Source organism: Leuconostoc citreum (assembly GCF_004354555.1).
Taxonomy (GTDB): domain Bacteria; phylum Bacillota; class Bacilli; order Lactobacillales; family Lactobacillaceae; genus Leuconostoc; species Leuconostoc citreum.
In genome coordinates this window covers 28,141-48,393 of sequence record NZ_PUFH01000001.1, presented here as the reverse complement: position 1 = coordinate 48,393, position 20,253 = coordinate 28,141, and the positions used below count along the sequence as shown (strand labels likewise).

Genomic DNA, 20,253 nt, shown 5'->3' with positions numbered 1-20,253 from the left:
AATTATACACATATTAATAACGAATGAAAATACAAAAAGCAGAAATATAGGTTTCACGTGAAACACTAGTATTTTTATTATAAAACCAAAGCCGATAATATCATGAATAATATTCATCTATACGTGAAAAAGATTAGTTTTCTTTATGAGTCATAATGAACTAAGATATAAAGTATATGTTATTTAAGGGGAAAGCAATTCATTATGCAACAAGAACATAAGTTAGCGCGTACCTTATCTGGTCGCCATATCAATATGATTGCACTTGGCGGTACAATTGGCACAGGATTATTTTTAGGTGCTGGTGACTCGATTCAAAAAGCAGGACCAGCCATTGTCTTGGTATACATTATTACTGGTCTATTTGTCTTCGCGATGATGCGCGCATTGGGTGAGTTGTTATTATCAGACCATGATCAAACAACATTTATTGGTTTTATTAAGTCATACTTAGGTCCACGCGCAGGATTTGTTATGGGGTGGACATACTGGATTGGTTGGATAATTATTGCCATGGCCGAACTCACAGCAATTGGTAAATACATGCAATTCTGGTTGCCAACAACACCTGCTTGGCTTTGGGAACTCATTTTTCTTGGGTTACTGTATACAATGAATATTATTGCTGTCAAAGCATTCGGCGAAACAGAATTTTGGTTTGCATTAATTAAAATTGTTGCTATTATTGCTATGATTGTAATAGGCATTGTGATGGTAGTATTTCATGTACGTACTAGCGCCGGCGTCACGCAATTATCTACCTTGTGGTCTCATGGTTTGATTGCTAATCATGGTCATAATCTGTTAGCCGCCTTTCAAATGGCGTTCTTCGCTTTCCTAGGTGTTGAGTTTGTTGGTATTGCAGCTTCTGAAACCCAGAATCCGATTCAGACAATTCCAAGATCGATTAATGCTATTATTATGCGCATTTTAATTTTTTATGTTGGTGCATTGTTAGCCATTATGGTGATTCAACCATGGACAAATTATAGTGCCAATCAGTCACCATTTGTGCAGGTTTTTTCCAAGATAGGTATTCCAGCAGCTGCCGGTATCATTAATTTTGTGATTTTGACAGCAGCAGCTTCATCTCTAAATAGTGCTTTGTTCACGACGGGGCGTATGATTTTCTCCTTATCACCAAAGACAAGTCGTTTTGCTAAGCTTAATAAACACTATATCCCGATGAATGGGATAACATTATCGGCTGGTTTAGTGGCAACTGCAATTGTTTTAAATTACATTTTTCCAAAAGATGCTTTCAGTCTGGTCACATCAACAGCCTCAGCGACATTTATAGTTATTTATATCGCATTAATGGTGACACATGTTAAATACCGTCAATCTAAAAATTATCAACAGAGCGATAAGCATTTTAAAATGCCATTTGCACCGTATTTAAATTATTTGACTATTCTTTTCATGCTGATGATTTTTGGGATTCTGCTTTTCTCATCCGCAACGATGATTACCACACTTCTGGCAATTAGCTGGTTTATCGTGTTGGCGGTCATTAGTGTTGTTAAATATAAAAAAGTTTAAATCTATTTTTTATTAGTGGCATCAAAAAAACGCCGTAAAAGGCGTTTTTTTGATTTTGTTAAGACGTTGTACATTAAGCCATAAAATATTTTAAGATTTGTGTGTCATCTAATGCTGCTTTGTCACTGTCTCTGACATCTAACACAATTTTACCAGCATTAAGTATGATTAGCCGATTGCCATATTTTAAGGCATCAGCTAAGTTATGAGTAATCATCAAGGCAGTTAATTTATTTTTGGTCACTTGTTCATTGGTTGCTAACATCAGCTGTTCTGAAGTTTTCGGGTCTAGTGCAGCGGTATGTTCATCTAAAAGTAACAATTCTGGTTTCACACGTGTAGCCATCAAAAAGCTTAAGGCTTGGCGTTGACCACCAGAAAGGTTACCTGTAGCAGTCTGCAGTCTTGTGTCAAGATTGTTCCCCATGACTTTGGTGATGTTAGCGTATTCGGCTAACTTTTCCTTGGTTAAACCACGACTGTGTAATGTCCGTTTTTTGCCACGTTTTTCAGCCAATAATAAGTTTTCAGCAACTGTCATGCGTGGTGCTGTTCCCATTTTTGGGTCTTGAAAAACCCGCGCAATATAATCAGTACGTGATACTGCGCTGTCATTGGCAATGTTTTTATCGTGATGCTTTAACACGCCAGAGGCAATTTTAAGATTGCCCGCAATCGTGTTGAACAACGTAGACTTACCTGCACCGTTTGTACCCAGCACTGTTATAAAATCGCCGTCAAAGATATCGAAGTTTAAGTTGTCAAGTATTCGCACATTATCACCGACAGTGACAGTAATGTTTTGAAGTGAAAAAACTGGTTTACTCATGTGGGGCAACTCCTTTTTTAATCAATGAATCGAGCTTTAGTGCATGGCGTAGTCGCGGTAACATCATAGCAATTGCTAAGACAATGGCTGAAATTAAGTTCAAATCATTGGTTGAAAAGCCGAGCTGTAAGACCGCCAATAATACCAGACGATATAAAATAGAACCAACAATTACTGCTACCAAGCGCTCATTTAGGGATAATTCACCGAAAACGACTTCACCGATTATAATCGATGCCAGTGCGATGACAATAATACCAATACCCATATTAATGTCGGCATAGCCATTATTTTGGGCAATGACAGCACCACCAAAAGCAATTAAGCCATTGGATAGCATCAACCCCATAATAGTCATACGATCCGTTTTAATCCCAATTGATTGTGCCATCGTTGCGTTGTCTCCAGTAGCAATAAATGCTTGACCAAGATCTGTTTGTAAGAAAAAAATTAAAGCTAACGTAATAATGGTAATGATGATGAAGCCAACAAAAACCGCATCAAAATATTTTGGTAAATGTTGTAAGAAATTGGCGGAGAAGATTGATTTTTGATTCAGGAGTGAGATATTAGCTGAACCCATGATTCTCAAATTAATTGATAATGCTGCTGTCATGACTAAAATACCTGCTAGCAGGATGGGAATACGTCCCTTTGTGTAAAGTAGTCCCGTAATTAAGCCAGCGCCAGCGCCGACCAGAAAAGCTGCTATTGTTGCGAGGTAAGGATTAATGCCATGTGCAATCATTGCTACAGTTGTGGCAGCTCCCAACGGAAATGAACCCTCAACGGTCATATCTGGGAAATCTAAAATTCTAAAAGTCAGGAACAAGGCTACGCCTAAAACAGCCCATAGTAACCCTTGTCCAATGCTTGATACAATCATACTCATTTGATTACTTCTCCTTTGGATTCTGCTGCTTTGACCATACTTTCAGGTAATTGAATGCCTAAGCGTTGTGCTTGCTTTAAGTTGACGACCATATCACCCTGTGTGATTGTCTTAACTGGATAAGTGGCCGTTTCTTTGCCTTTTAGGACTTTAGCTGCCATGATACCAGCTTGGTAACCGATATTATATTGACTAACCGACATTGTTGCAACACCGCCATCTTTGACCATAGTATCTACAGCGGGAATGACTGGAATTTTATTTTTATTCGTAATGTTAATTAATGTTTTCATAGCACTTGCAACACCATTATCTTGTGGTGCGTAGATAACATCAACTTGACTTGCCACTGTTTCTGCAACTTGTTGCATGTCATTAGTTGTTGAAATGGTATAGAGTTTGGCATCGTAGCCAGCCGCCTCAGCTAGCTTAGCCATATTCTTAGCGTTATACTCGCCGCCATGGTCAGAAGTTGTGTAAATGATACCAAGCTTTTTTGCATGAGGAACAACTTGCTTAATTACGGCAAGGTGCTGTTCAAGTGGCGAATCGCCTGAAGTACCGGTAATGTTGCCACCAGGTTTTTGTGCTGATTTGACTAATCCAGAACCAGCAGGGTCAGTTATTCCAGCTAAGATAACAGGATTATTGCCATTAGCTGTTTTTGCTAAGGAGAGTGCGGCCGGGGTAGCGATACCAATGGTTAAGTCGGCATTTTCATTCGTAAATTGTTGTGACATTGTTTTGAGGTTTGCTTGATTCGCTTGCGCATTTTGATAATCAATTTTGATCTTGTTTTTGGTATAACCTTGTGATTTTAAGCCTGCAATAATACCACGATGGATTTCATCTAATGCTGGATGTGTAACAAGTTGTAAAATACCAACTGTGGGGACATAGTTTTTCTTTTTTGTCACAGCAGTTGGGTTATTAGTCATCACAAAGGCGACGGCCAGAAAAGCGACAATGATGGCAATAACAGACATCAAACGTTTATTCATAATAAATCTCCAAATTCTTTGTCAAATAAAATAGACCTTAGGCGGCCATACAAGGCTTTCCCAAGGTCAAAAGAAAAGTCTGTACGGCATATTTCCATACAGACTCAGTGCGTTACAAAATACGTCGGTATGGATAAAACAAATGTTTTAAACATCAGCTTTATCCGTTACCGTAAAGCTGACTTACCGACGCCACCAGGCGTTGTTCAATTGTGCAAACGCATTTTTCATTATTGTTCTCCGAGTTGTTATGCAATAAGAATACTAAGAATTTGATGAGTTGTCAATAGGACAATTCAAATTACTTACTACATATAGGGGTCTCTTTAACAACAATGATTGTTGCCATAAGATTTTTTGTGCAACAAAACGTTACTAGAAATCTTAAAAATGCACTGGTCATTGGTAGATTAAGCGCAGCATTTTTGCTATGATAATCTAGACGGTTTAGTTGTAAGGGGGATGACATGAACCATATTTTCGATGTTGTTAGGCGTGGTGAGCGATTGCACTGGTTGCTCATTGTTGTTTTTTCTACGTTATTTATCTTATTGGTATTAGGTGATGCGGGCGTCATTGTCAAAGTATCTGTGGTTGATTATTACTTCAATACAATAATGGTTTTATTTTTTGTGATAATAGGTTGGTTATCATCACGAAAGAAATAAGGTACTTAAAAAGTAACTACGTTAATGTAGTTACTTTTTTTGACGGTTAATTTATTAGTTTAACTTATAATTTAAAAATTATCAGGTATAGGGTCTCTTAGATTCAGTGACACCAATGTTTCAAGAACTTGTGAAGAAATTAATAAACTTTGACTTAATTCAATGACCAGGGTTTAATAAAGTTACAGATAACAATGTGAAAAGATAAACTAATTAAAATTTTGAGGATAGATAAATGAACTTTGTTGCTATTGTAGGAACCAACGCACGCAAATCATATAATCGTAAGTTATTGTGGTTCATGAAAAAGCATTTTAGCACACAGGCTAATATTGAGATTGTCGAAATTGCTGACTTACCTCTGTTTAGCGAAGATGATGACGTGCCGCTACGTATTGTCGAAATTGCGCATCTTATTGCATCGTCTGACGGGGTCATTATATCGACGCCTGAATATGATCATTCAATTACAGCTGCATTAAAGTCATTTATTGAATGGATGAGCTACGGTGAAACACATCCGTTTACAAATAAGCCGGTTATGCTGGTCGGTGCGTCACTAGGACGGCAAGGGACGAATAACGCACAAGAACACTTACGTCAGATTATGGATGCACCAGGTATTGACGCTTTAGTGTTACCAGGAAATCAGTTTTTAGTTGGGCCTGCTGCTGAAAATATTGATACAGCACGTGACGAACTAACCGATGCGACAACAGTGCGTTTTTTGGATAGCATCTTCCAAAATTTCGTGACGTTTGCGAAACTGTTGCGGCCAATGTGTGGTGATGGCAGTGATAGTGAGAATTGCCAAACGCTTCCAAAATCGGATAGTGTCTGTTCAGTGAATTTGGGTTACCAATCATTTGAACATGTGTTAAACGATTCGCCATATGATAATGATACTGTCCCAAGCAAAATTATTTCACCAGATCAGAATACTCAAGTTATTGAGCAAGGTGATGGTTGGTGGATTGAACAGAGTGATTTGTTACATGAAAATATTGTTGATAATGTTGATAATGTCGTGACCAATGAAGTAGTGGCACCGGTTGTGACAGCCGACGCAACGACAGGAGCATCAATGTTTTGATTAAAATTGAAAAATCTTGGCGTGCCATGGGAACAACAAATCGATTGACGCTATTTGGCACAGCCGACGAACGGGCTATTGATGACGCAATTCATTTTGTCAATGATTATGAAAAAATATTAACGGTAAATCGTCCACAATCAACGATTATGGCAATTAATCAAGCGGCTGGGCAGAAACCTGTAACGGTATCGGCAACAGTGTATCAATTGATTAAACGTGCTGTCTATGAAAGTAATCAGCATTTTGGCTTCAATGTTGCGATTGGCCCGCTGGTTAAATTATGGCATATTGGCTTTTCAGATGCACAGGTACCGTCGCACACCGCTATTGAGCATGCACGCCGGCAAATCAGGAGTGACGGTATTGTGTTAGATGATGATAAGCTCAGTGTATATTTACCACAAAAAGGTATGTCTTTAGACTTAGGTGCAATTGCTAAAGGTTATATTGCTGATAGACTACAAGATTATTGGCGCGCTCAAGGGCATATTGCTGGAATCATTAATTTTGGTGGTAATGTCGTCCTAATGAACGACGCACCAAACCATGTTTCTGGTCGTTGGAGGATTGGCATACGCAACCCATTAGTACAACATGGCAACACAATTGCACTCATTGAAACCAAAGCCATGTCAGTTGTAACCAGTGGCGTTGCTGAGCGTCATCTAGTGTCTAATGGACATGTATACCATCATATTATTGACCCTGAAACGGGCTATCCTCACGATAATGACTTAGCTAGTGTGACAGTATTATCACCGAAATCAATTGATGGCGAAATTGAGACAACACGATTGTTTTTTAATGATGGGCCACCCGATAATAGTGATTATCCTTTTGGTGCCATCTTTATATATCGCGATCAGTCAATTAAGTTAATTAATATACAATCATCTGATTTTCACATCATTAATCAATCATTTTACATTAGGGAGACAATGACTTATGGTAGGTCAAATAGCATCAAATAAGCACAACAAGACAGTTGATACACAGGCAATAATTAATTTACCGACGGGGAGTCTGTCATTAAATGCACTCTATCAAGTATTGAATATATTACCTTTTGAAGTGACTTTTGCCGATGAAAATGATTTTATTGCCTACTATTCTGATAATCCTCAGCGCGTTAATAGCAGGACAGTCGATTTATTAGGGCAGCCATTTTTATCATTATTTAACCAAGATGAACAGGAAGCAATCTCACAAATACTACGCGATTTGCACCAAGGTGCTGCTGACCACTATGAACAATGGTTTCCACAAAATAAACAAACGATTTATAATAATTTCTATGCTGTGCGCGATGAGGATGGGACATTTTTAGGGACACTGCAATTAACTGGGGACATCACGCGCATACAAGGATTACGCGGTATTAGAACTGTTTTTAATGCTGGTAAATCTGATCGATAGCAGTTAGGGGGGCATGTAAGCGGTGATGAAAATGTGTTATACTTTGTGAACAAGATAATTTGTGGAGGTACAACACTTTGTTGCTCAATGATTTAGATTACTTTGTAACGTTAGCCGAAGAGGGCACGTTTACAGGGGCATCTCATAAAAAATTTGTATCACAACCATCAATCACCAATGCATTACACCGTTTGGAAAAAGAGCTAGGGGAGACGCTCATTATTCGACAACGTGGCACGCGTTCAGTCAGTTTAACGCCAGCTGGAGAAATATTAATTAAGCATAGCAAACAGATTTTGCGAGAAACAGAAATCATTAAAAGTGATATTACCAACCAACGCAAAATTTGGCTTGGTGTACCGCCGATTATTGGTGCAACTATCTTTCCACAAATCATGCGAGACTTAAGTGATAGAGAAATTGATAGTTTTCATATGGTGGAGAGTGGGTCAAGCAATATGTATGATTTGCTTGATAACGACAAGGTAGATATGGGTTTTGTGGGGAGCCTAACCCCTGAACATAGTCAGCGTTATTATAGTCATTACATCACCAAGAGCCCGTATGTTGTTGTATTACCAAAAGGACACCCATTAGCTAATCAACCGTTTTTAACATTTGAGGATTTACGAGGGGAACGGTTCATTTCTGTTGGGGAAGAATTTACGCAACACCAGGTACTAGTCAATCAACTCATGGCCAGTAATATGACAACAGAATTGCGTAATACGTATATAACCAATGAGCTTATGACTGAACAAGGTCTCATTGCCGCAGGCAATGGTGTTGGTATTATGGTGCAATTAGCTGTTATCGGACGGAACGATGTTGCAATATTGCCATTGAAAGATCCGATTAATTTTTATATTTATTTAATTCAAAAACGTGATCATCAATTGTCAGATTTTGAAGATCAAATTAAGCAGAAAATGGTTGAAGTTATCCAAAAAATAGACTTCTAAGATAATCAAGGAGAATAGATTAATTATGTCACAAGAATATCGTATTGAAACAGATGCTATTGGTGAAGTGAAGGTGCCACTTGATGCTGCATGGATGGCACAAACACAACGCTCTTTACAAAATTTTCCAACTGGTGCACGCATGCCGTTGGCTATTATTCGTGCGCTATTGAACATTAAGCGTGCAGCGGCACTAGCTAACCAAGCTAACGGTTCATTGGATTCAGAACGCGCTAATGCCATTGTCACCACAATTGATAGTTTGTTGACACTAGGGGATGTGGACTTGCGTAAAGACTTTCCTTTGTCAGTTTACCAAACAGGCTCTGGGACACAGACAAATATGAACACCAACGAAGTTGTGGCGCATTTGGCTAGCCAACAAGGGGTTGCTGTGCTACCAAATGATCATGTCAATATGGGACAATCATCAAATGATATTTTTCCAACCGCAATGCATATTGTTGCTGTTGCTGCTGTTAATCAGGTTGAAATAGCTATTACGCATTTAATTGATGAATTACGTGTCAAGCAAGTAGCATTTTGGGATGTGATTAAGGTAGGTCGGACACACTTACAAGATGCAACGCCTTTAACTTTTGGACAAGAGTTATCAGGATACATTGCCGCACTGAAGCATAATTTAGACAATATAGCTGCTATAAGACCACAATTGTATGAATTAGCCATGGGCGGCACAGCTGTTGGTACAGGTCTTAATGCCGATACAGCCTTGGGCGCTAAAATTGCTGAAATCATTTCGGATGCTTATGGTTTCCCATTTACAGGGGACAGTAACAAATTTTATGGTTTAGCCAACCATACGGCACTGAATACAATGCATGGGGCCTTGAAGTCTTTAGCAGCGGACTTGATGAAAATAGGTAATGACATACGTTTCTTGGCTTCTGGGCCACGTGGTGGGTACGGTGAATTAAAGATTCCAGCAAATGAACCAGGGTCTTCAATTATGCCAGGTAAAGTGAATCCAACGCAAGTTGAAGCACTGACCATGGCTGCAGTACGTGTCTTTGGAAATGATACGACAATTACAATGGCGTCAAGTCAAGGTAATTTTGAGTTGAATGTCTTTAAGCCGGTTATGGTTGACGCTTTCTTAGAGTCAACTGACTTGCTGGCGGGGACAATGACTGGTTTTGCTGACCGTTTGGTGCGAGGCTTAGAAGTTAATCCAGATCGTATGCGTGAATTGCTTGATAATTCTTTGATGACAGTAACAGCCTTGTCACCTCATATTGGCTATCATGCAGCTGCCGAAATTGCGCAATCTGCTGACAAAAATGGCACAACGTTAAAAGTGGCGGCGTTAGCATCGGGTGAAATAACTGAAGCGCAATATGATGAGTGGATGGACTTTATGGCGATGACGAACCTTGAACGTTCGCATAAGGAGTGAGATGTAATGGCTAAGTTTATTTTTCCAAAGACAAATATTTCTGATTTAAAAGATACATATGATTTTGTTGTGATTGGTTCTGGCGCTGCTGGTATGACAGCGGCTCTGCAAGCACAAGAATTGGGATTAGATGTTGCAATTGTTGAAAAACTATCAGTTTTGGGCGGCAATTCAAATCGTGCCTCATCAGGCATGAATGCAGTGGAAACATTTGTTCAATTAAATCATGGCATTGTTGATTCTCAAGCGTCTTTTTATGATGATACGTTAAAAGGTGGTGGCGGTACAAATGATAAGAGCTTATTATCTTATTTTGCGACGCACACGGAGTCTGCAATCGATTGGTTATACAACCACAATATTAACTTAACAGACATTACGGCCACAGGGGGGATGTCACAAAAGCGTGCACATCGGCCAAATGATAAATCGGCTGTCGGCAGTTATCTTGTTAAGGGATTACAAAAGCAATTGGCTTATAAACAGATTCCGTTGTTTGATGAAACAGAAGTGATTGCACTTCAGAAATCAGCCGATCGAATTACTGGGTTGACAGTGCGAAATGCTGAAATAGGTGAAAAAACAATTCAAGCCAAGGCGGTGCTTATCGCGGCAGGGGGCTTTGCTCAGAATCGTGACATGCTAGCTGAGTATGCACCTGAATTGTTATATTTAAAAACAACAAATCATCCTGGTGCCACAGGTGATGGTATGAAACTGGCGACGGCTGTCGGTGGTGCCTTAGTTGATATGAAGAAAATTCAGATCCATCCAACAGCGCAACAAGATACTGATCATGTATATTTAATTGGTGAAGGTGTACGAGGCGAAGGCGCTATTCTAGTTAACCGTGCGGGTCAACGTTTTGTCAATGAAATGACAACACGAGATAAAGTAACAGCTGCTATCAATGATTTACAGGAAGATGGGGCAACATTAATTCTAGACCAAGGTATTCGAGAAGCCTTTACAGCGATTGATTTTTATCTAGCCGTTGGTTTGGTTATGTCTGGCGACACATTGGCAGAATTGGCTGATAAAGCAGACTTAGACGCTGATAATTTAGCAAAAACCATTGCACAGTGGAATGCTGCCCAAGAAGAGGGAAAAGATACAGAATTTGGCCGTCAAACAGCCATGGAACGTGGTATCGTCAAAGCACCTTATTATGCTATTCATATTAAGCCAGCAATTCATTACACAATGGGTGGCGTTAAGATTAATCATTTAGCCGAGGTGCTACGTGAAGATGGGGCAGCCATTAAGGGGTTATATGCTGCAGGCGAAGTAACTGGTGGGTTGCATGGTGACAATCGCATTGGTGGGAACTCAATTGCTGAAACAGTTGTCTTTGGTCGTCAAGCTGGGAAACAAGCTGCCAAATTAGTTTTAGGCTTGTAGATTAGAGACGAAATAGGAAATATTGAAATGAATGCTTTAGAAAAAGTTGATTATCGCAAATTTATTGCGCCGATTGTTGTTGGTTTGATTATTTGGTTTGCTGGTCCCTTGCGCCCAGATGCACTTAGTCTATCAGCATGGCACATGTTTGCAATTTTTGTGGCTACGATTATTGGCTTGGTTACCAAACCCTTGCCTCTGGGAGCCATAGCATTAATTGGTTTTGTTGTAACTGTTTTGACTGGCATTATGCCAATGGAAAAAGCGGTAGCTGGTTTTGGAAACAGTGCCATTTGGCTGATTGTGATGGCATTTTTTATTTCTCGTGGCTTTATTAAAACAGGTTTGGGTCGACGTATTGCATTAATTTTTGTGCGAGCGTTTGGTAAACAAACGCTGGGCTTAGCCTATGCTTTGTCTGCAGTTGACTTAATTGTTGCCCCCGGCACACCATCTAATACGGCTCGTGCTGGTGGCGTAATGTTTCCTATTATTAAATCATTGGCGCAGACTTTCAATTCAGACCCGGTAGATGGGAGTGAACGGCGCATTGGCGCTTTCTTAATTTTTACAGAATTTCACGCTAATATGATTACTGCAGCTATGTTTTTGACCGCAATGGCTGGAAACCCTATTGCACAAGCTTTTGCTGGAAAGCAAGGTATCCATATTACCTGGATGGGTTGGTTTTTAGCTGCGCTTGTACCTGGATTGATATCACTCATTGTTGTCCCATTTGTTATTTACAAAGTGTACCCACCTGAACAAAAGGCAACACCTGATGCCAAAAATTGGGCAACTGGTGAGTTAGCTATGATGGGTAAAGTATCCAAAGCAGAAACAATGATGATTATTGGTTTTGTATCGGCACTGGTACTCTGGATTACAGGTGCAATAACAGGTATTGATGCGACCACAACTGGATTTCTCGTTATAGGTTTTCTTTTAGTTGCTGGTGTCTTATCATGGCAGGATATTCTAAAGGAGTCAGGTGCTTGGAATACGTTATTCTGGTTCTCGGTGCTAGTGATGATGGCGAGTGCTTTGAATACACTTGGATTTATCCCATGGTTATCCCAAACGATTGGCAATAGTTTGCATGGTATGAATTGGTTTGTTGTTCTAGTCATTTTAGTGTTAGCTTATTTTTACAGTCATTATTTCTTTGCTTCATCAACTGCGCATGTGTCAGCTATGTATGCAGCATTTTTGGCGGTTGCATTGGCGGCACATGTACCACCGATGCTAGCAGCATTAATGCTAGGATTCTTTGGTAACTTAATGGCGGCCACGACGCACTATTCTTCAGGTCCCGCGCCCATATTATTTGGTTCAGGGTATGTAAAACAAAGCGACTGGTGGCGACTGAATTTTATTTTAGGTCTAATCTACATTGTGATTTGGGTTGGTGTAGGCAGTCTTTGGATGAAATTATTGGGAATGTGGTGATTTTAAAAAGCAGCTTAATTTTTCATAAGCTGCTTTTTATATTATGGTAATCGCTGTGTTTTGATAAACACCCTACTAATAGAAAAAATGAGGGTTACATTGAACCAAATACCATAAAATTGGGTCAAAATACTGTGTTGTGAAAATAGTCCAAAAATTGCCAGTACAACTGATTTAATCATTAGACCTTGAAATTCATACATTGTGACAACAAAACGTATAGGTTTTAACAGAGAAAAGGCAAATAATACAATTAGATACCCTGTTGGTAAGATATAATACGAAAACATAGGCGCTCCTTGACTGAGTTAGTTTGATTATAACAAAGGAGCGTCTTTTTTGCTCATTAAAGACAAAATTGTTAGAATAGTAAGTATGCAAAAACAACGACTTGATTTAATCGAAATGTTTGTTGTAAGTTTGGGTGGTGGCATTGGCGGTAGTTTGCGTTATTTATTGAGCTTTTTACCAATTGCGGGACAATGGCCATTGATGACAATTTTAATTAATTGGTTAGGCACATTACTGTTAGCAATCCTTGGGTCGTATCTTTCACATCGAAGTAGTCGATTAAAGAGATGGCAAGCATTCCTTGGGACTGGCATATTAGGTGGTTTTACAACGTTTAGTACGATGTTACTCCAGACAGCACAATTGACGCAGAGTAATATAGTCATGGCTGGTTTATACCTTGTTATGACAGTAGTTGGTGGGGTGCTCATGATTATTCTGGGACAGTATATTGGACACGTACTGTGTGGTGAGCGATTATGATAATTTTAATTGCCATATTTGTTGGCTCTAGTATAGGCACATTGTTACGTTACCTTGTGATCACTTTTTGGCCATGGCGAGCAACCTACATCACAGCAGTATTTACCGTCAATATGTTAGGGACATTCTTCATGGGCATATTATACAGCACAAACCAGATACACTTATGGCATAATGTATTATCAGTTGGCGTACTTGGCGGTTTAACCACTTTTAGTACGATGATGACGCAAAGTGCACAACATTCCCGCTCACAACAAATGGTTTATTTATCACTACAAATTGTTGCTGGTCTATTGAGCTTTTGTGTTGGTGTTGTGATTGGTTTAATTTTATAGTTAGCCGGGCCATCTTTAATGATAGCCCGTATACATTGGGAGAAAATAATGTCTAAAATAGCAATTATTAGTGATTCTGCATCTACAATACCTGCGACGTTACGCAATCGCTATCATATTTTTCAAGTTAACGATCCCATTATCTTTGGCGATGAAGTCTATAAAGAGACGATTGATATTCAGGGACTGGGTCAATTGGTTAAAATGATGAAAGAAAAGAATATGGTGGCTTCAACTTCGCAACCGGCGCCAGGTGATTGGGAGGAAGCCTTGAATGCTGCGAAAGCTTCAGGATATGACGCAGCATTGATTATTCCGATTTCTTCTGGGCTTTCGGGTGCTTATCAGACAGCACAAGCAGTAGCCTCAAGTTATGATGGGATGACTGAAGTGTGTGCTTGGGATTCTAAATTTGCAGTTATGGGTTCTGGTATGCAAGCTGTGATGGCAGCTGTGATGGCAGAAAATGGGCGGTCGATGGCTGATATTTTAACATCATTGGAGACACTACGTGAAACGTTTGATGTACGGTTTGTTGTGAATGATATTTCTCATCTTCAACGTACGGGGAGACTATCTCGTGGCGCAGCACTTGTCGGCGGTCTGCTGAACATTAAGCCAATTTTATCGATGGACATCCAAGGGGAAGGTAAGATTGGTGCGGTTGGGAAAGCTCGGAAGATGAGTGGGGCCTTGAAAGAAATTAAAATAGCACTCAATCAATATCTGACACAAGTCGATTTCCCTGTACGTGCTATAGTTGTTGATGGTAACGATCCAAAGCTTGGCGATAAATGGCTAAAGGATTTGCAAGCTGAGTATCCAACCGTTAAGTTTGAGCGTGGTGAGTTGGGCGCTTATATTGGCGTACACACTGGTGATGGTGCGATGGGTGTATTATGGGCACGTGATTGGGAAACACTAGTATAAGTAGCGTTAAAAACAGTGAGCCAAAAGAATGGGCCACTGTTTTTATATGCGCTGATTTACTAACCGATAGATAGTAAATCAATGGTATAATGAAGATACTAAATTGATTTATGGGGACAACTAAATGCAACGATCTAAACGTTATCATATTGTCTATGAAGTATTGAACGCGGTCACACATGGTTTGGGCTTCTTATTAGCTGTTTTAGCAGGAATTTTATTAATTTTTCATATTTTGCGTCGCCCTGTCACGGCTTTTGAAATCACGGCCATTGCTATTTACGTTGGAACCGTTGGTTTCTTCTTATTGGCTTCAACGTTATTTCATTCGCTCGTTTTTACACGTGCTGCAAAAGTATTTCAATTCTTTGATCATGCAGGTATTTATCTCGTTATCTTAGGCAGCTATACACCATATACATGGCTGTTGATTAAGGGCTGGGTTGGCTGGTCAATATGGGGTGCCATCCTTGCTATGACAATTGCCGGTTTTGTTTATGACTTATTTTTTGTTGGTCGTTGGCCGTGGGTGTCAGTGACTATTTATCTGGTTATGGGTTGGCTGATTGTTCTGGCGATGCCTGTTTTGTGGGGCGTGTTATCACATACAGCATTTTGGTTGTTATTAGCTGGTGGCCTGACTTATTCAGCCGGAACAATCTTCTATTTGATACCACAGATACCGATGGGTCACGTTTACTGGCATGTATTTGTCTTAGGTGGTGCAGCGTTGATGTTTATTAGTATTTATATTAGTCTCTAATAATATTATATTAGTTGGCACAATAAAAACGCTTACTTTGTAAAGTAAGCGTTTTTTAGATACAAAAAGACCAGTCATCAAGTAGACGACTGGTCTGTCTTTTAAGGATGGACAGTCAGGGGCTCGAACCCTGGACCCACGGATTAAGAGTCCGTTGCTCTACCAACTGAGCTAACTGTCCATATTACTGAATTGCCTTAAGCAACATATAATATAATAACATGCGCCTTTTTTAAAAGCAAGACTTTAAAAAAATATTCTATGAAACAGGTGTTCGATAGCGAAATAACAGGATATAGGATAGAATAAAAGAAGTTAAATTGGAAGGAAACGTGTCATCATAACACGTCATCAGGCATATGTTCGATTTTATAAAATCAATTATTATTGGTATTGTTGAAGGCTTGACAGAGTTTCTGCCAGTATCTTCTACAGGTCACATCATTTTAGCTGAGGCTTTAATGAAAATTCCGGGTGGGATGGTATGGACTAAAAGTTTCACCGCAGTGTTTGATTATGCCATTCAACTCGGCGCAATATTTGCCGTTATTCAACTATATTTCCATAAATTAAATCCTTTTTCGCCACGTAAAACATCTCGCGAGCAGTTTCAAACATGGCGTTTATGGATTAAAGTCATTGTTGGTGTTTTACCGGCTATGGTATTTGGTTTGTTGTTAAATAACTTTATGGATGCGCATTTATTAAATCCATGGGTTGTGTCTGCAACATTGATTATCTACGGTATTGCCTTTATTGTTATTGAAAATCGCCAAAAAAATATTGCGCCAGTGGTAACAGAAGTGAATCGTATCACATTTAAAATGGCCCTCTTCATTGGACTATTCCAAGTATTGTCTTTGGTACCTGGTACTTCACGCTCTGGGGCAACCATTTTAGGCGCCGTTATTTTAGGGGCATCACGATTTGTTGCCGCTGAATTTTCATTTTTCCTATCAATTCCTGTGATGTTTGGAGTGACTATCCTTAAGGTTGGCAGTTTCCTACTTAAGGGTGGCTCATTTACTGGTGCGCAACTCTTTGTCATGTTGATAGGGTTTGTTGTGTCATGGGTTGTTGCGTTGTTTGCTATTAAAGTGATGATGCGTTATATCCAAAACAATGACTTTAAGATTTTCGGTTGGTACCGTATTGTTGTTGGTATTCTCTTCTTGATTTTGGGCATTGCTGGCTTGGTCAAAATGTAAATCTTGTGATTGTTTTGAAAAAAATGATGATATAAAAAGCAGCGGAACAATTAGTTCCGCTGCTTTTTATGTTGTGGCAATATTGTCAGGAGTTACTGTGGTAAATGTAAAGTCTTCTGGCAAGCGTAAGCCGATATCTTTAACGATGACGTTACCAGAAAGATAACCACCAACATTTTGTGTTAAGCCAACTTTATTGTACCCAAAAGTAACGGTTGTGTGTGCTTTTAACGCCGCACCACGCACTTCACCTGTCGTGGCATCAATACCAGTTGGGATGTCAACGGCAATAACTGTTTTTTCAATGTGGTTAGCGGCTTTAATCATTTTTTGTAAGCCTTCAGGGAGTGTGTTGTTGAGGCCGACGCCAAAAATAGCATCAACAATTAAAGTTGCTTCGTTAAAATCACTTTTTTCAGCTCTTATCAGTCCGTAGTTCTCGATAATTTGTAGTTGCTGTTGGACACTGGCCTTGGCACGCGAAACGTTACCAACAAATTGTAATGATACATTGAATCCTTGGGTGTAAAGTAGGCGAGCAATGGCAATGCCATCGGCACCATTATTACCTAAACCTGCCAAAACTAGTATATGATCTAAATTAAAATGGCCAGCACCAATCACATCAATCACTGACATTGCAGCCCGCTCGATGAGCACGTTTTGTGGCATGCCAATGGTTTCAATAGTGTAGCTATCAATTTGTTGCATCTCAGCAGCAGTTACAAGTTGCATAATATCACTTTTCTTTCCAAATCTTAGTCTTATTATACAGGATTATCTTGTCAAACGTGAGCCAATTATTTGTTTTTAACACGTTCGTACTAATCTTTGATAAAATAGAAAGAAATCTTTTGGAGTCAAATCATGAATCATTTGGATTATAGTCAACAAAGTACATGGCATGAAGCTGGTGAAACACCATTACAGTCACCAATCAATATTGAGAGTAAGCAACTGGTTGATGAAGGTACTGATCATTTGAACATGGTGTTTACAGGCAAAACACAATATGAAGACCGTGTTGTGGGTGAACAATTTTTGGTGTCAGGGACGTTGCAAGTAGACGGACAAACATGGCAATTGGAACGTATACATTTTCATGAAGGCGCAGAGCATCTGATTGATGGTTATCGACATGACGCTGAAACACATTTTGTCTACTTAAATGGCGACAAAGTCTTAGTTGTGGCAGCTTTTGCCGATGTTTCAAAAACAGCAACAACACACACGATTATCCAAGATATTTACCATACGTCAATTGCGGCAACGCGCTTAATCGAATTATTGCCTCAAGATCATTCCTATTATCGTTACACTGGTTCTCTCACGACACCGCCATTGGGACAAGATGTCACTTGGTTAGTATTGAAGCAGCCAATTGTCATTAGTTCAGCTGAATTAGCATTATTACATGAAAAATATCCGAATAACTATCGTGACGTACAACATATTGCTGCGCGCGACGTTAAAGTCGTTGCTGATCGTTAAAATTTAAAAAGTAACAGCATGCTGTTAGGCTAATCGGTAACGGTTGGCTTTTTCTGTTGTGAAACACTGGTATATCAGGTAAACTAGATTTTATGGAAAACTTTCAAGAACAATTACAAAACCGTCGGACATTTGCTATCATTTCTCACCCAGATGCAGGTAAAACGACATTAACTGAACAACTATTATTACACGGCGGTGTGATTCGTGAGGCTGGAACAGTCAAGGGTCGCGGATCTCATAAGTTGGCTTCCTCAGATTGGATGGCAATCGAACAACAGCGTGGTATTTCGGTGACCTCTTCGGTCCTACAATTCGATTATGATGGGAAACGCATTAATATTTTAGATACACCTGGACACGAGGATTTTTCCGAAGATACTTATCGTACGTTGATGGCAGTTGATTCTGTCGTCATGGTTGTCGATGCGGCAAAGGGTATCGAACCACAAACAAAAAAGTTGTTTGAAATTGTTGCTCAGCGTGGTATTCCTGTCTTTACTTTTTTTAACAAAATTGACCGTGATGCACGTCCAGCTTTAGATTTAGTGGACGAGTTAGAGTCTATTTTGGGGATACAAGCTTATCCTATGAACTGGCCGGTGGGATCAGGTCAAATTTTACAAGGTATTTATGACCTGCAAAATGATCAAATGGTGCCATTTAAAAATGCCACGGCTCATCCAGAAGTTGTTACTGAAACAATGGATGAAATTGAGTTATTGCGTGATGCTGGGAATGCTTTTGACCAAGAAGCAATCAGTCGTGGTAAGTTGACACCTGTATTCTTTGGGTCCGCATTAGTTAATTTTGGTGTAACCGAATTTTTGCGTGAGTATTTAACTTATGCACCAGCACCATCGGCGATGGGCACAGTTGATGGTCAGCAAGTAACACCAGATAAGCCACAATTTACAGGATTTGTGTTCAAAATTCAGGCAAATATGGATCCGCGTCATCGTGACCGTATTGCTTTTGTTCGTATTGTCTCAGGCGAGTTTAGTCGTGGTATGGACGTCACTTTACAGCGTAACGGTAAGAAGCTGAAATTATCCAATGTAACGCAGTTCATGGCTGAAGAACGTGAAAATGTTCAGACAGCGGTGCCTGGCGACATTATTGGTGTTTATGATACAGGTAATTTCCAGATTGGCGACACCATCTATGCCGGTAAACAAGCTGTACAGTTCCCAGACCTACCAACATTTACACCAGAGCTATTCAACCGTGTCATTGCTAAAGATGTGATGAAACAAAAATCATATCATAAAGGCATTGAACAATTAGTCCAAGAAGGCACGATTCAGCTTTATAAGTCTTGGCAAGGCAGTGATTACATTATTGGTGCCGTTGGTCAACTGCAGTTTGAAGTTTTCCAATTCCGTATGGAAAATGAATACAATGTTGAAATTCAATTTGAGTCAATTGGGTCAAAAGTTGCTCGTTGGATAGCACCAGAACAACTAGATGAGAAGATGGCTTCAAGCCGTAACTTGTTGGTTAAAGACCGCTACGATCAGCCAGTATTTCTATTCGAAAATAAGTTTGCAATGAATTGGTTCCACGATAAATATCCAGAAGTTAAATTAGAAGAAAAAATGTAATGCGATATCAAAGCATTGTTTTTTTTAATAGTTATTGTAAGCGCTTTCAAATTATGATATAATCAAGGTAACAAAAGCAAAGGAGGCCGTGAATGACGCAAAGTAAATTATTTGAATTCGACATATCATTGGCCGGCATCTTGTGAACAACGATTAGTGATTAATTTGATGCCAGTAAAGCATAACAAAAGCCAATGTTTCGAGCAGTTAATCTGAGTTATAAAAACCTGCCACTGTGATATGATTTAATTAAGAGCAGATGATACGCATCTGGACACTATCAACGCGATTTACAGGTGTGCAGGTTGGCAAGGTACGAGAAATCAGCCAGATATGTCGGAGTCAAGTCTCAAAAGCGTGCGTTTGCTGCGCACCATAATAATTGAATAAACAAAACCTGACATTGTTTAACAACATGTCAGGTTTTTAGTTTATAATGGTATCGTTTAGATTTATTATTGTTAACGGTAAA

General features: G+C 39.5%; 20 protein-coding genes and 1 tRNA gene. 16 read left to right on the top strand and 5 right to left on the bottom strand.

All coding sequences use genetic code 11. The features are described 5' to 3' along the window. The first annotated feature begins 204 nt into the window (after positions 1 to 204). Entirely contained in the window at positions 205 to 1,542 is a 1,338-nt protein-coding gene (locus tag C5L21_RS00240) for an amino acid permease (protein ID WP_085700028.1), read from the top strand. A 73-nt stretch (positions 1,543 to 1,615) separates the two neighbouring features. On the opposite strand, the gene C5L21_RS00235 is transcribed toward C5L21_RS00240, so the two are convergent. From C5L21_RS00235 to trpX, 3 genes are read right to left on the bottom strand one after another with little or no spacing between them, the layout of a single operon-like run. Further along, positions 1,616 to 2,371 carry an ABC transporter ATP-binding protein gene (locus C5L21_RS00235; protein ID WP_004908853.1) on the bottom strand — a complete coding sequence of 252 codons (756 nt, stop codon included), beginning with the start codon at positions 2,369 to 2,371 and terminating at the stop codon, positions 1,616 to 1,618. Beyond that, a complete protein-coding gene (locus C5L21_RS00230) occupies positions 2,364 to 3,263 on the bottom strand; it encodes an ABC transporter permease (RefSeq protein WP_024047494.1) in 900 nt (299 codons plus the stop codon). Before C5L21_RS00230 ends, C5L21_RS00235 begins: the two co-directional genes overlap by 8 nt. Beyond that, positions 3,260 to 4,264, bottom strand: a complete 1,005-nt coding sequence (gene trpX, locus C5L21_RS00225) for a tryptophan ABC transporter substrate-binding protein (RefSeq protein ID WP_085700026.1) — start codon at positions 4,262 to 4,264, stop codon at positions 3,260 to 3,262. Before trpX ends, C5L21_RS00230 begins: the two co-directional genes overlap by 4 nt. Before the next feature lie 467 nt (positions 4,265 to 4,731). On the opposite strand from trpX, the gene C5L21_RS00220 reads away from it, so the two are divergent. The 12 genes from C5L21_RS00220 (at position 4,732) to trhA (ending at position 15,478) form a co-directional block, all read left to right on the top strand. Beyond that, entirely contained in the window at positions 4,732 to 4,932 is a 201-nt protein-coding gene (locus tag C5L21_RS00220; RefSeq protein WP_004902107.1) for a hypothetical protein, read from the top strand. Positions 4,933 to 5,167: 235 nt separating this feature from the next. After that, positions 5,168 to 6,025 (top strand): NADPH-dependent FMN reductase, encoded by an 858-nt coding sequence (locus C5L21_RS00215; RefSeq protein ID WP_004905026.1) that lies wholly within the window; start codon positions 5,168 to 5,170, stop codon positions 6,023 to 6,025. Further along, on the top strand, positions 6,022 to 6,999 hold the full coding sequence (locus C5L21_RS00210) for an FAD:protein FMN transferase (protein ID WP_085700024.1): 978 nt from the start codon (positions 6,022 to 6,024) through the stop codon (positions 6,997 to 6,999). The genes C5L21_RS00215 and C5L21_RS00210 overlap by 4 nt, the downstream gene beginning before the upstream one ends. After that, positions 6,974 to 7,444, top strand: coding sequence for a PAS domain-containing protein (locus C5L21_RS00205; RefSeq protein ID WP_085700023.1), 471 nt, complete (start codon positions 6,974 to 6,976; stop codon positions 7,442 to 7,444). The genes C5L21_RS00210 and C5L21_RS00205 overlap by 26 nt, the downstream gene beginning before the upstream one ends. 77 nt (positions 7,445 to 7,521) lie before the next feature. Further along, the gene (locus tag C5L21_RS00200; protein WP_085700021.1) at positions 7,522 to 8,406 is read left to right on the top strand and encodes a LysR family transcriptional regulator; all 885 of its coding nucleotides are present in this window, start codon (positions 7,522 to 7,524) and stop codon (positions 8,404 to 8,406) included. 25 nt (positions 8,407 to 8,431) lie between these two features. Continuing rightward, a complete protein-coding gene (locus C5L21_RS00195) occupies positions 8,432 to 9,823 on the top strand; it encodes a class II fumarate hydratase (protein WP_085700019.1) in 1,392 nt (463 codons plus the stop codon). A 6-nt stretch (positions 9,824 to 9,829) separates the two neighbouring features. Then, a complete protein-coding gene (locus C5L21_RS00190) occupies positions 9,830 to 11,224 on the top strand; it encodes a flavocytochrome c (protein WP_133285971.1) in 1,395 nt (464 codons plus the stop codon). A 27-nt stretch (positions 11,225 to 11,251) separates the two neighbouring features. After that, positions 11,252 to 12,673 (top strand): anion permease, encoded by a 1,422-nt coding sequence (locus C5L21_RS00185; protein WP_085700015.1) that lies wholly within the window; start codon positions 11,252 to 11,254, stop codon positions 12,671 to 12,673. A 375-nt stretch (positions 12,674 to 13,048) separates the two neighbouring features. Further along, complete coding sequence (locus C5L21_RS00175) at positions 13,049 to 13,447, top strand: fluoride efflux transporter FluC (protein WP_170167802.1); 399 nt, start codon at positions 13,049 to 13,051, stop codon at positions 13,445 to 13,447. Continuing rightward, on the top strand, positions 13,444 to 13,785 hold the full coding sequence (locus C5L21_RS00170) for a fluoride efflux transporter FluC (protein WP_004902086.1): 342 nt from the start codon (positions 13,444 to 13,446) through the stop codon (positions 13,783 to 13,785). Before C5L21_RS00175 ends, C5L21_RS00170 begins: the two co-directional genes overlap by 4 nt. A gap of 48 nt (positions 13,786 to 13,833) precedes the next feature. After that, positions 13,834 to 14,715, top strand: a complete 882-nt coding sequence (locus C5L21_RS00165) for a DegV family protein (protein WP_004902085.1) — start codon at positions 13,834 to 13,836, stop codon at positions 14,713 to 14,715. 124 nt (positions 14,716 to 14,839) lie between these two features. Further along, complete coding sequence (trhA, locus tag C5L21_RS00160) at positions 14,840 to 15,478, top strand: PAQR family membrane homeostasis protein TrhA (RefSeq protein WP_004902083.1); 639 nt, start codon at positions 14,840 to 14,842, stop codon at positions 15,476 to 15,478. 108 nt (positions 15,479 to 15,586) lie between these two features. On the opposite strand, the gene C5L21_RS00155 is transcribed toward trhA, so the two are convergent. Next, a tRNA-Lys gene (locus tag C5L21_RS00155) sits at positions 15,587 to 15,659 on the bottom strand. Between the two features lie 178 nt (positions 15,660 to 15,837). On the opposite strand from C5L21_RS00155, the gene C5L21_RS00150 reads away from it, so the two are divergent. Then, on the top strand, positions 15,838 to 16,686 hold the full coding sequence (locus C5L21_RS00150; protein ID WP_004902081.1) for an undecaprenyl-diphosphate phosphatase: 849 nt from the start codon (positions 15,838 to 15,840) through the stop codon (positions 16,684 to 16,686). Between the two features lie 66 nt (positions 16,687 to 16,752). On the opposite strand, the gene C5L21_RS00145 is transcribed toward C5L21_RS00150, so the two are convergent. Beyond that, complete coding sequence (locus C5L21_RS00145) at positions 16,753 to 17,421, bottom strand: NAD(P)H-hydrate epimerase (RefSeq protein WP_004902079.1); 669 nt, start codon at positions 17,419 to 17,421, stop codon at positions 16,753 to 16,755. A gap of 132 nt (positions 17,422 to 17,553) precedes the next feature. Between C5L21_RS00145 and C5L21_RS00140 the strand changes: the two genes are divergently transcribed. After that, positions 17,554 to 18,177 carry a carbonic anhydrase family protein gene (locus tag C5L21_RS00140; RefSeq protein ID WP_040177487.1) on the top strand — a complete coding sequence of 208 codons (624 nt, stop codon included), beginning with the start codon at positions 17,554 to 17,556 and terminating at the stop codon, positions 18,175 to 18,177. Positions 18,178 to 18,269: 92 nt separating this feature from the next. After that, complete coding sequence (locus C5L21_RS00135) at positions 18,270 to 19,781, top strand: peptide chain release factor 3 (RefSeq protein ID WP_040177485.1); 1,512 nt, start codon at positions 18,270 to 18,272, stop codon at positions 19,779 to 19,781. Positions 19,782 to 20,253 lie beyond the last annotated feature (472 nt).

Coding starts and splice junctions, on each gene's coding strand:
- C5L21_RS00240 (WP_085700028.1), top strand. CDS start 205: ATGCAACAAGAACATAAGTTAGCGCGTACCTTATCTGGTCGCCATATC.
- C5L21_RS00235 (WP_004908853.1), bottom strand. CDS start 2,371: ATGAGTAAACCAGTTTTTTCACTTCAAAACATTACTGTCACTGTCGGT.
- C5L21_RS00230 (WP_024047494.1), bottom strand. CDS start 3,263: ATGAGTATGATTGTATCAAGCATTGGACAAGGGTTACTATGGGCTGTT.
- trpX (WP_085700026.1), bottom strand. CDS start 4,264: ATGAATAAACGTTTGATGTCTGTTATTGCCATCATTGTCGCTTTTCTG.
- C5L21_RS00220 (WP_004902107.1), top strand. CDS start 4,732: ATGAACCATATTTTCGATGTTGTTAGGCGTGGTGAGCGATTGCACTGG.
- C5L21_RS00215 (WP_004905026.1), top strand. CDS start 5,168: ATGAACTTTGTTGCTATTGTAGGAACCAACGCACGCAAATCATATAAT.
- C5L21_RS00205 (WP_085700023.1), top strand. CDS start 6,974: ATGGTAGGTCAAATAGCATCAAATAAGCACAACAAGACAGTTGATACA.
- C5L21_RS00195 (WP_085700019.1), top strand. CDS start 8,432: ATGTCACAAGAATATCGTATTGAAACAGATGCTATTGGTGAAGTGAAG.
- C5L21_RS00190 (WP_133285971.1), top strand. CDS start 9,830: ATGGCTAAGTTTATTTTTCCAAAGACAAATATTTCTGATTTAAAAGAT.
- C5L21_RS00185 (WP_085700015.1), top strand. CDS start 11,252: ATGAATGCTTTAGAAAAAGTTGATTATCGCAAATTTATTGCGCCGATT.
- C5L21_RS00175 (WP_170167802.1), top strand. CDS start 13,049: ATGCAAAAACAACGACTTGATTTAATCGAAATGTTTGTTGTAAGTTTG.
- C5L21_RS00170 (WP_004902086.1), top strand. CDS start 13,444: ATGATAATTTTAATTGCCATATTTGTTGGCTCTAGTATAGGCACATTG.
- C5L21_RS00165 (WP_004902085.1), top strand. CDS start 13,834: ATGTCTAAAATAGCAATTATTAGTGATTCTGCATCTACAATACCTGCG.
- trhA (WP_004902083.1), top strand. CDS start 14,840: ATGCAACGATCTAAACGTTATCATATTGTCTATGAAGTATTGAACGCG.
- C5L21_RS00150 (WP_004902081.1), top strand. CDS start 15,838: ATGTTCGATTTTATAAAATCAATTATTATTGGTATTGTTGAAGGCTTG.
- C5L21_RS00145 (WP_004902079.1), bottom strand. CDS start 17,421: ATGCAACTTGTAACTGCTGCTGAGATGCAACAAATTGATAGCTACACT.
- C5L21_RS00140 (WP_040177487.1), top strand. CDS start 17,554: ATGAATCATTTGGATTATAGTCAACAAAGTACATGGCATGAAGCTGGT.
- C5L21_RS00135 (WP_040177485.1), top strand. CDS start 18,270: ATGGAAAACTTTCAAGAACAATTACAAAACCGTCGGACATTTGCTATC.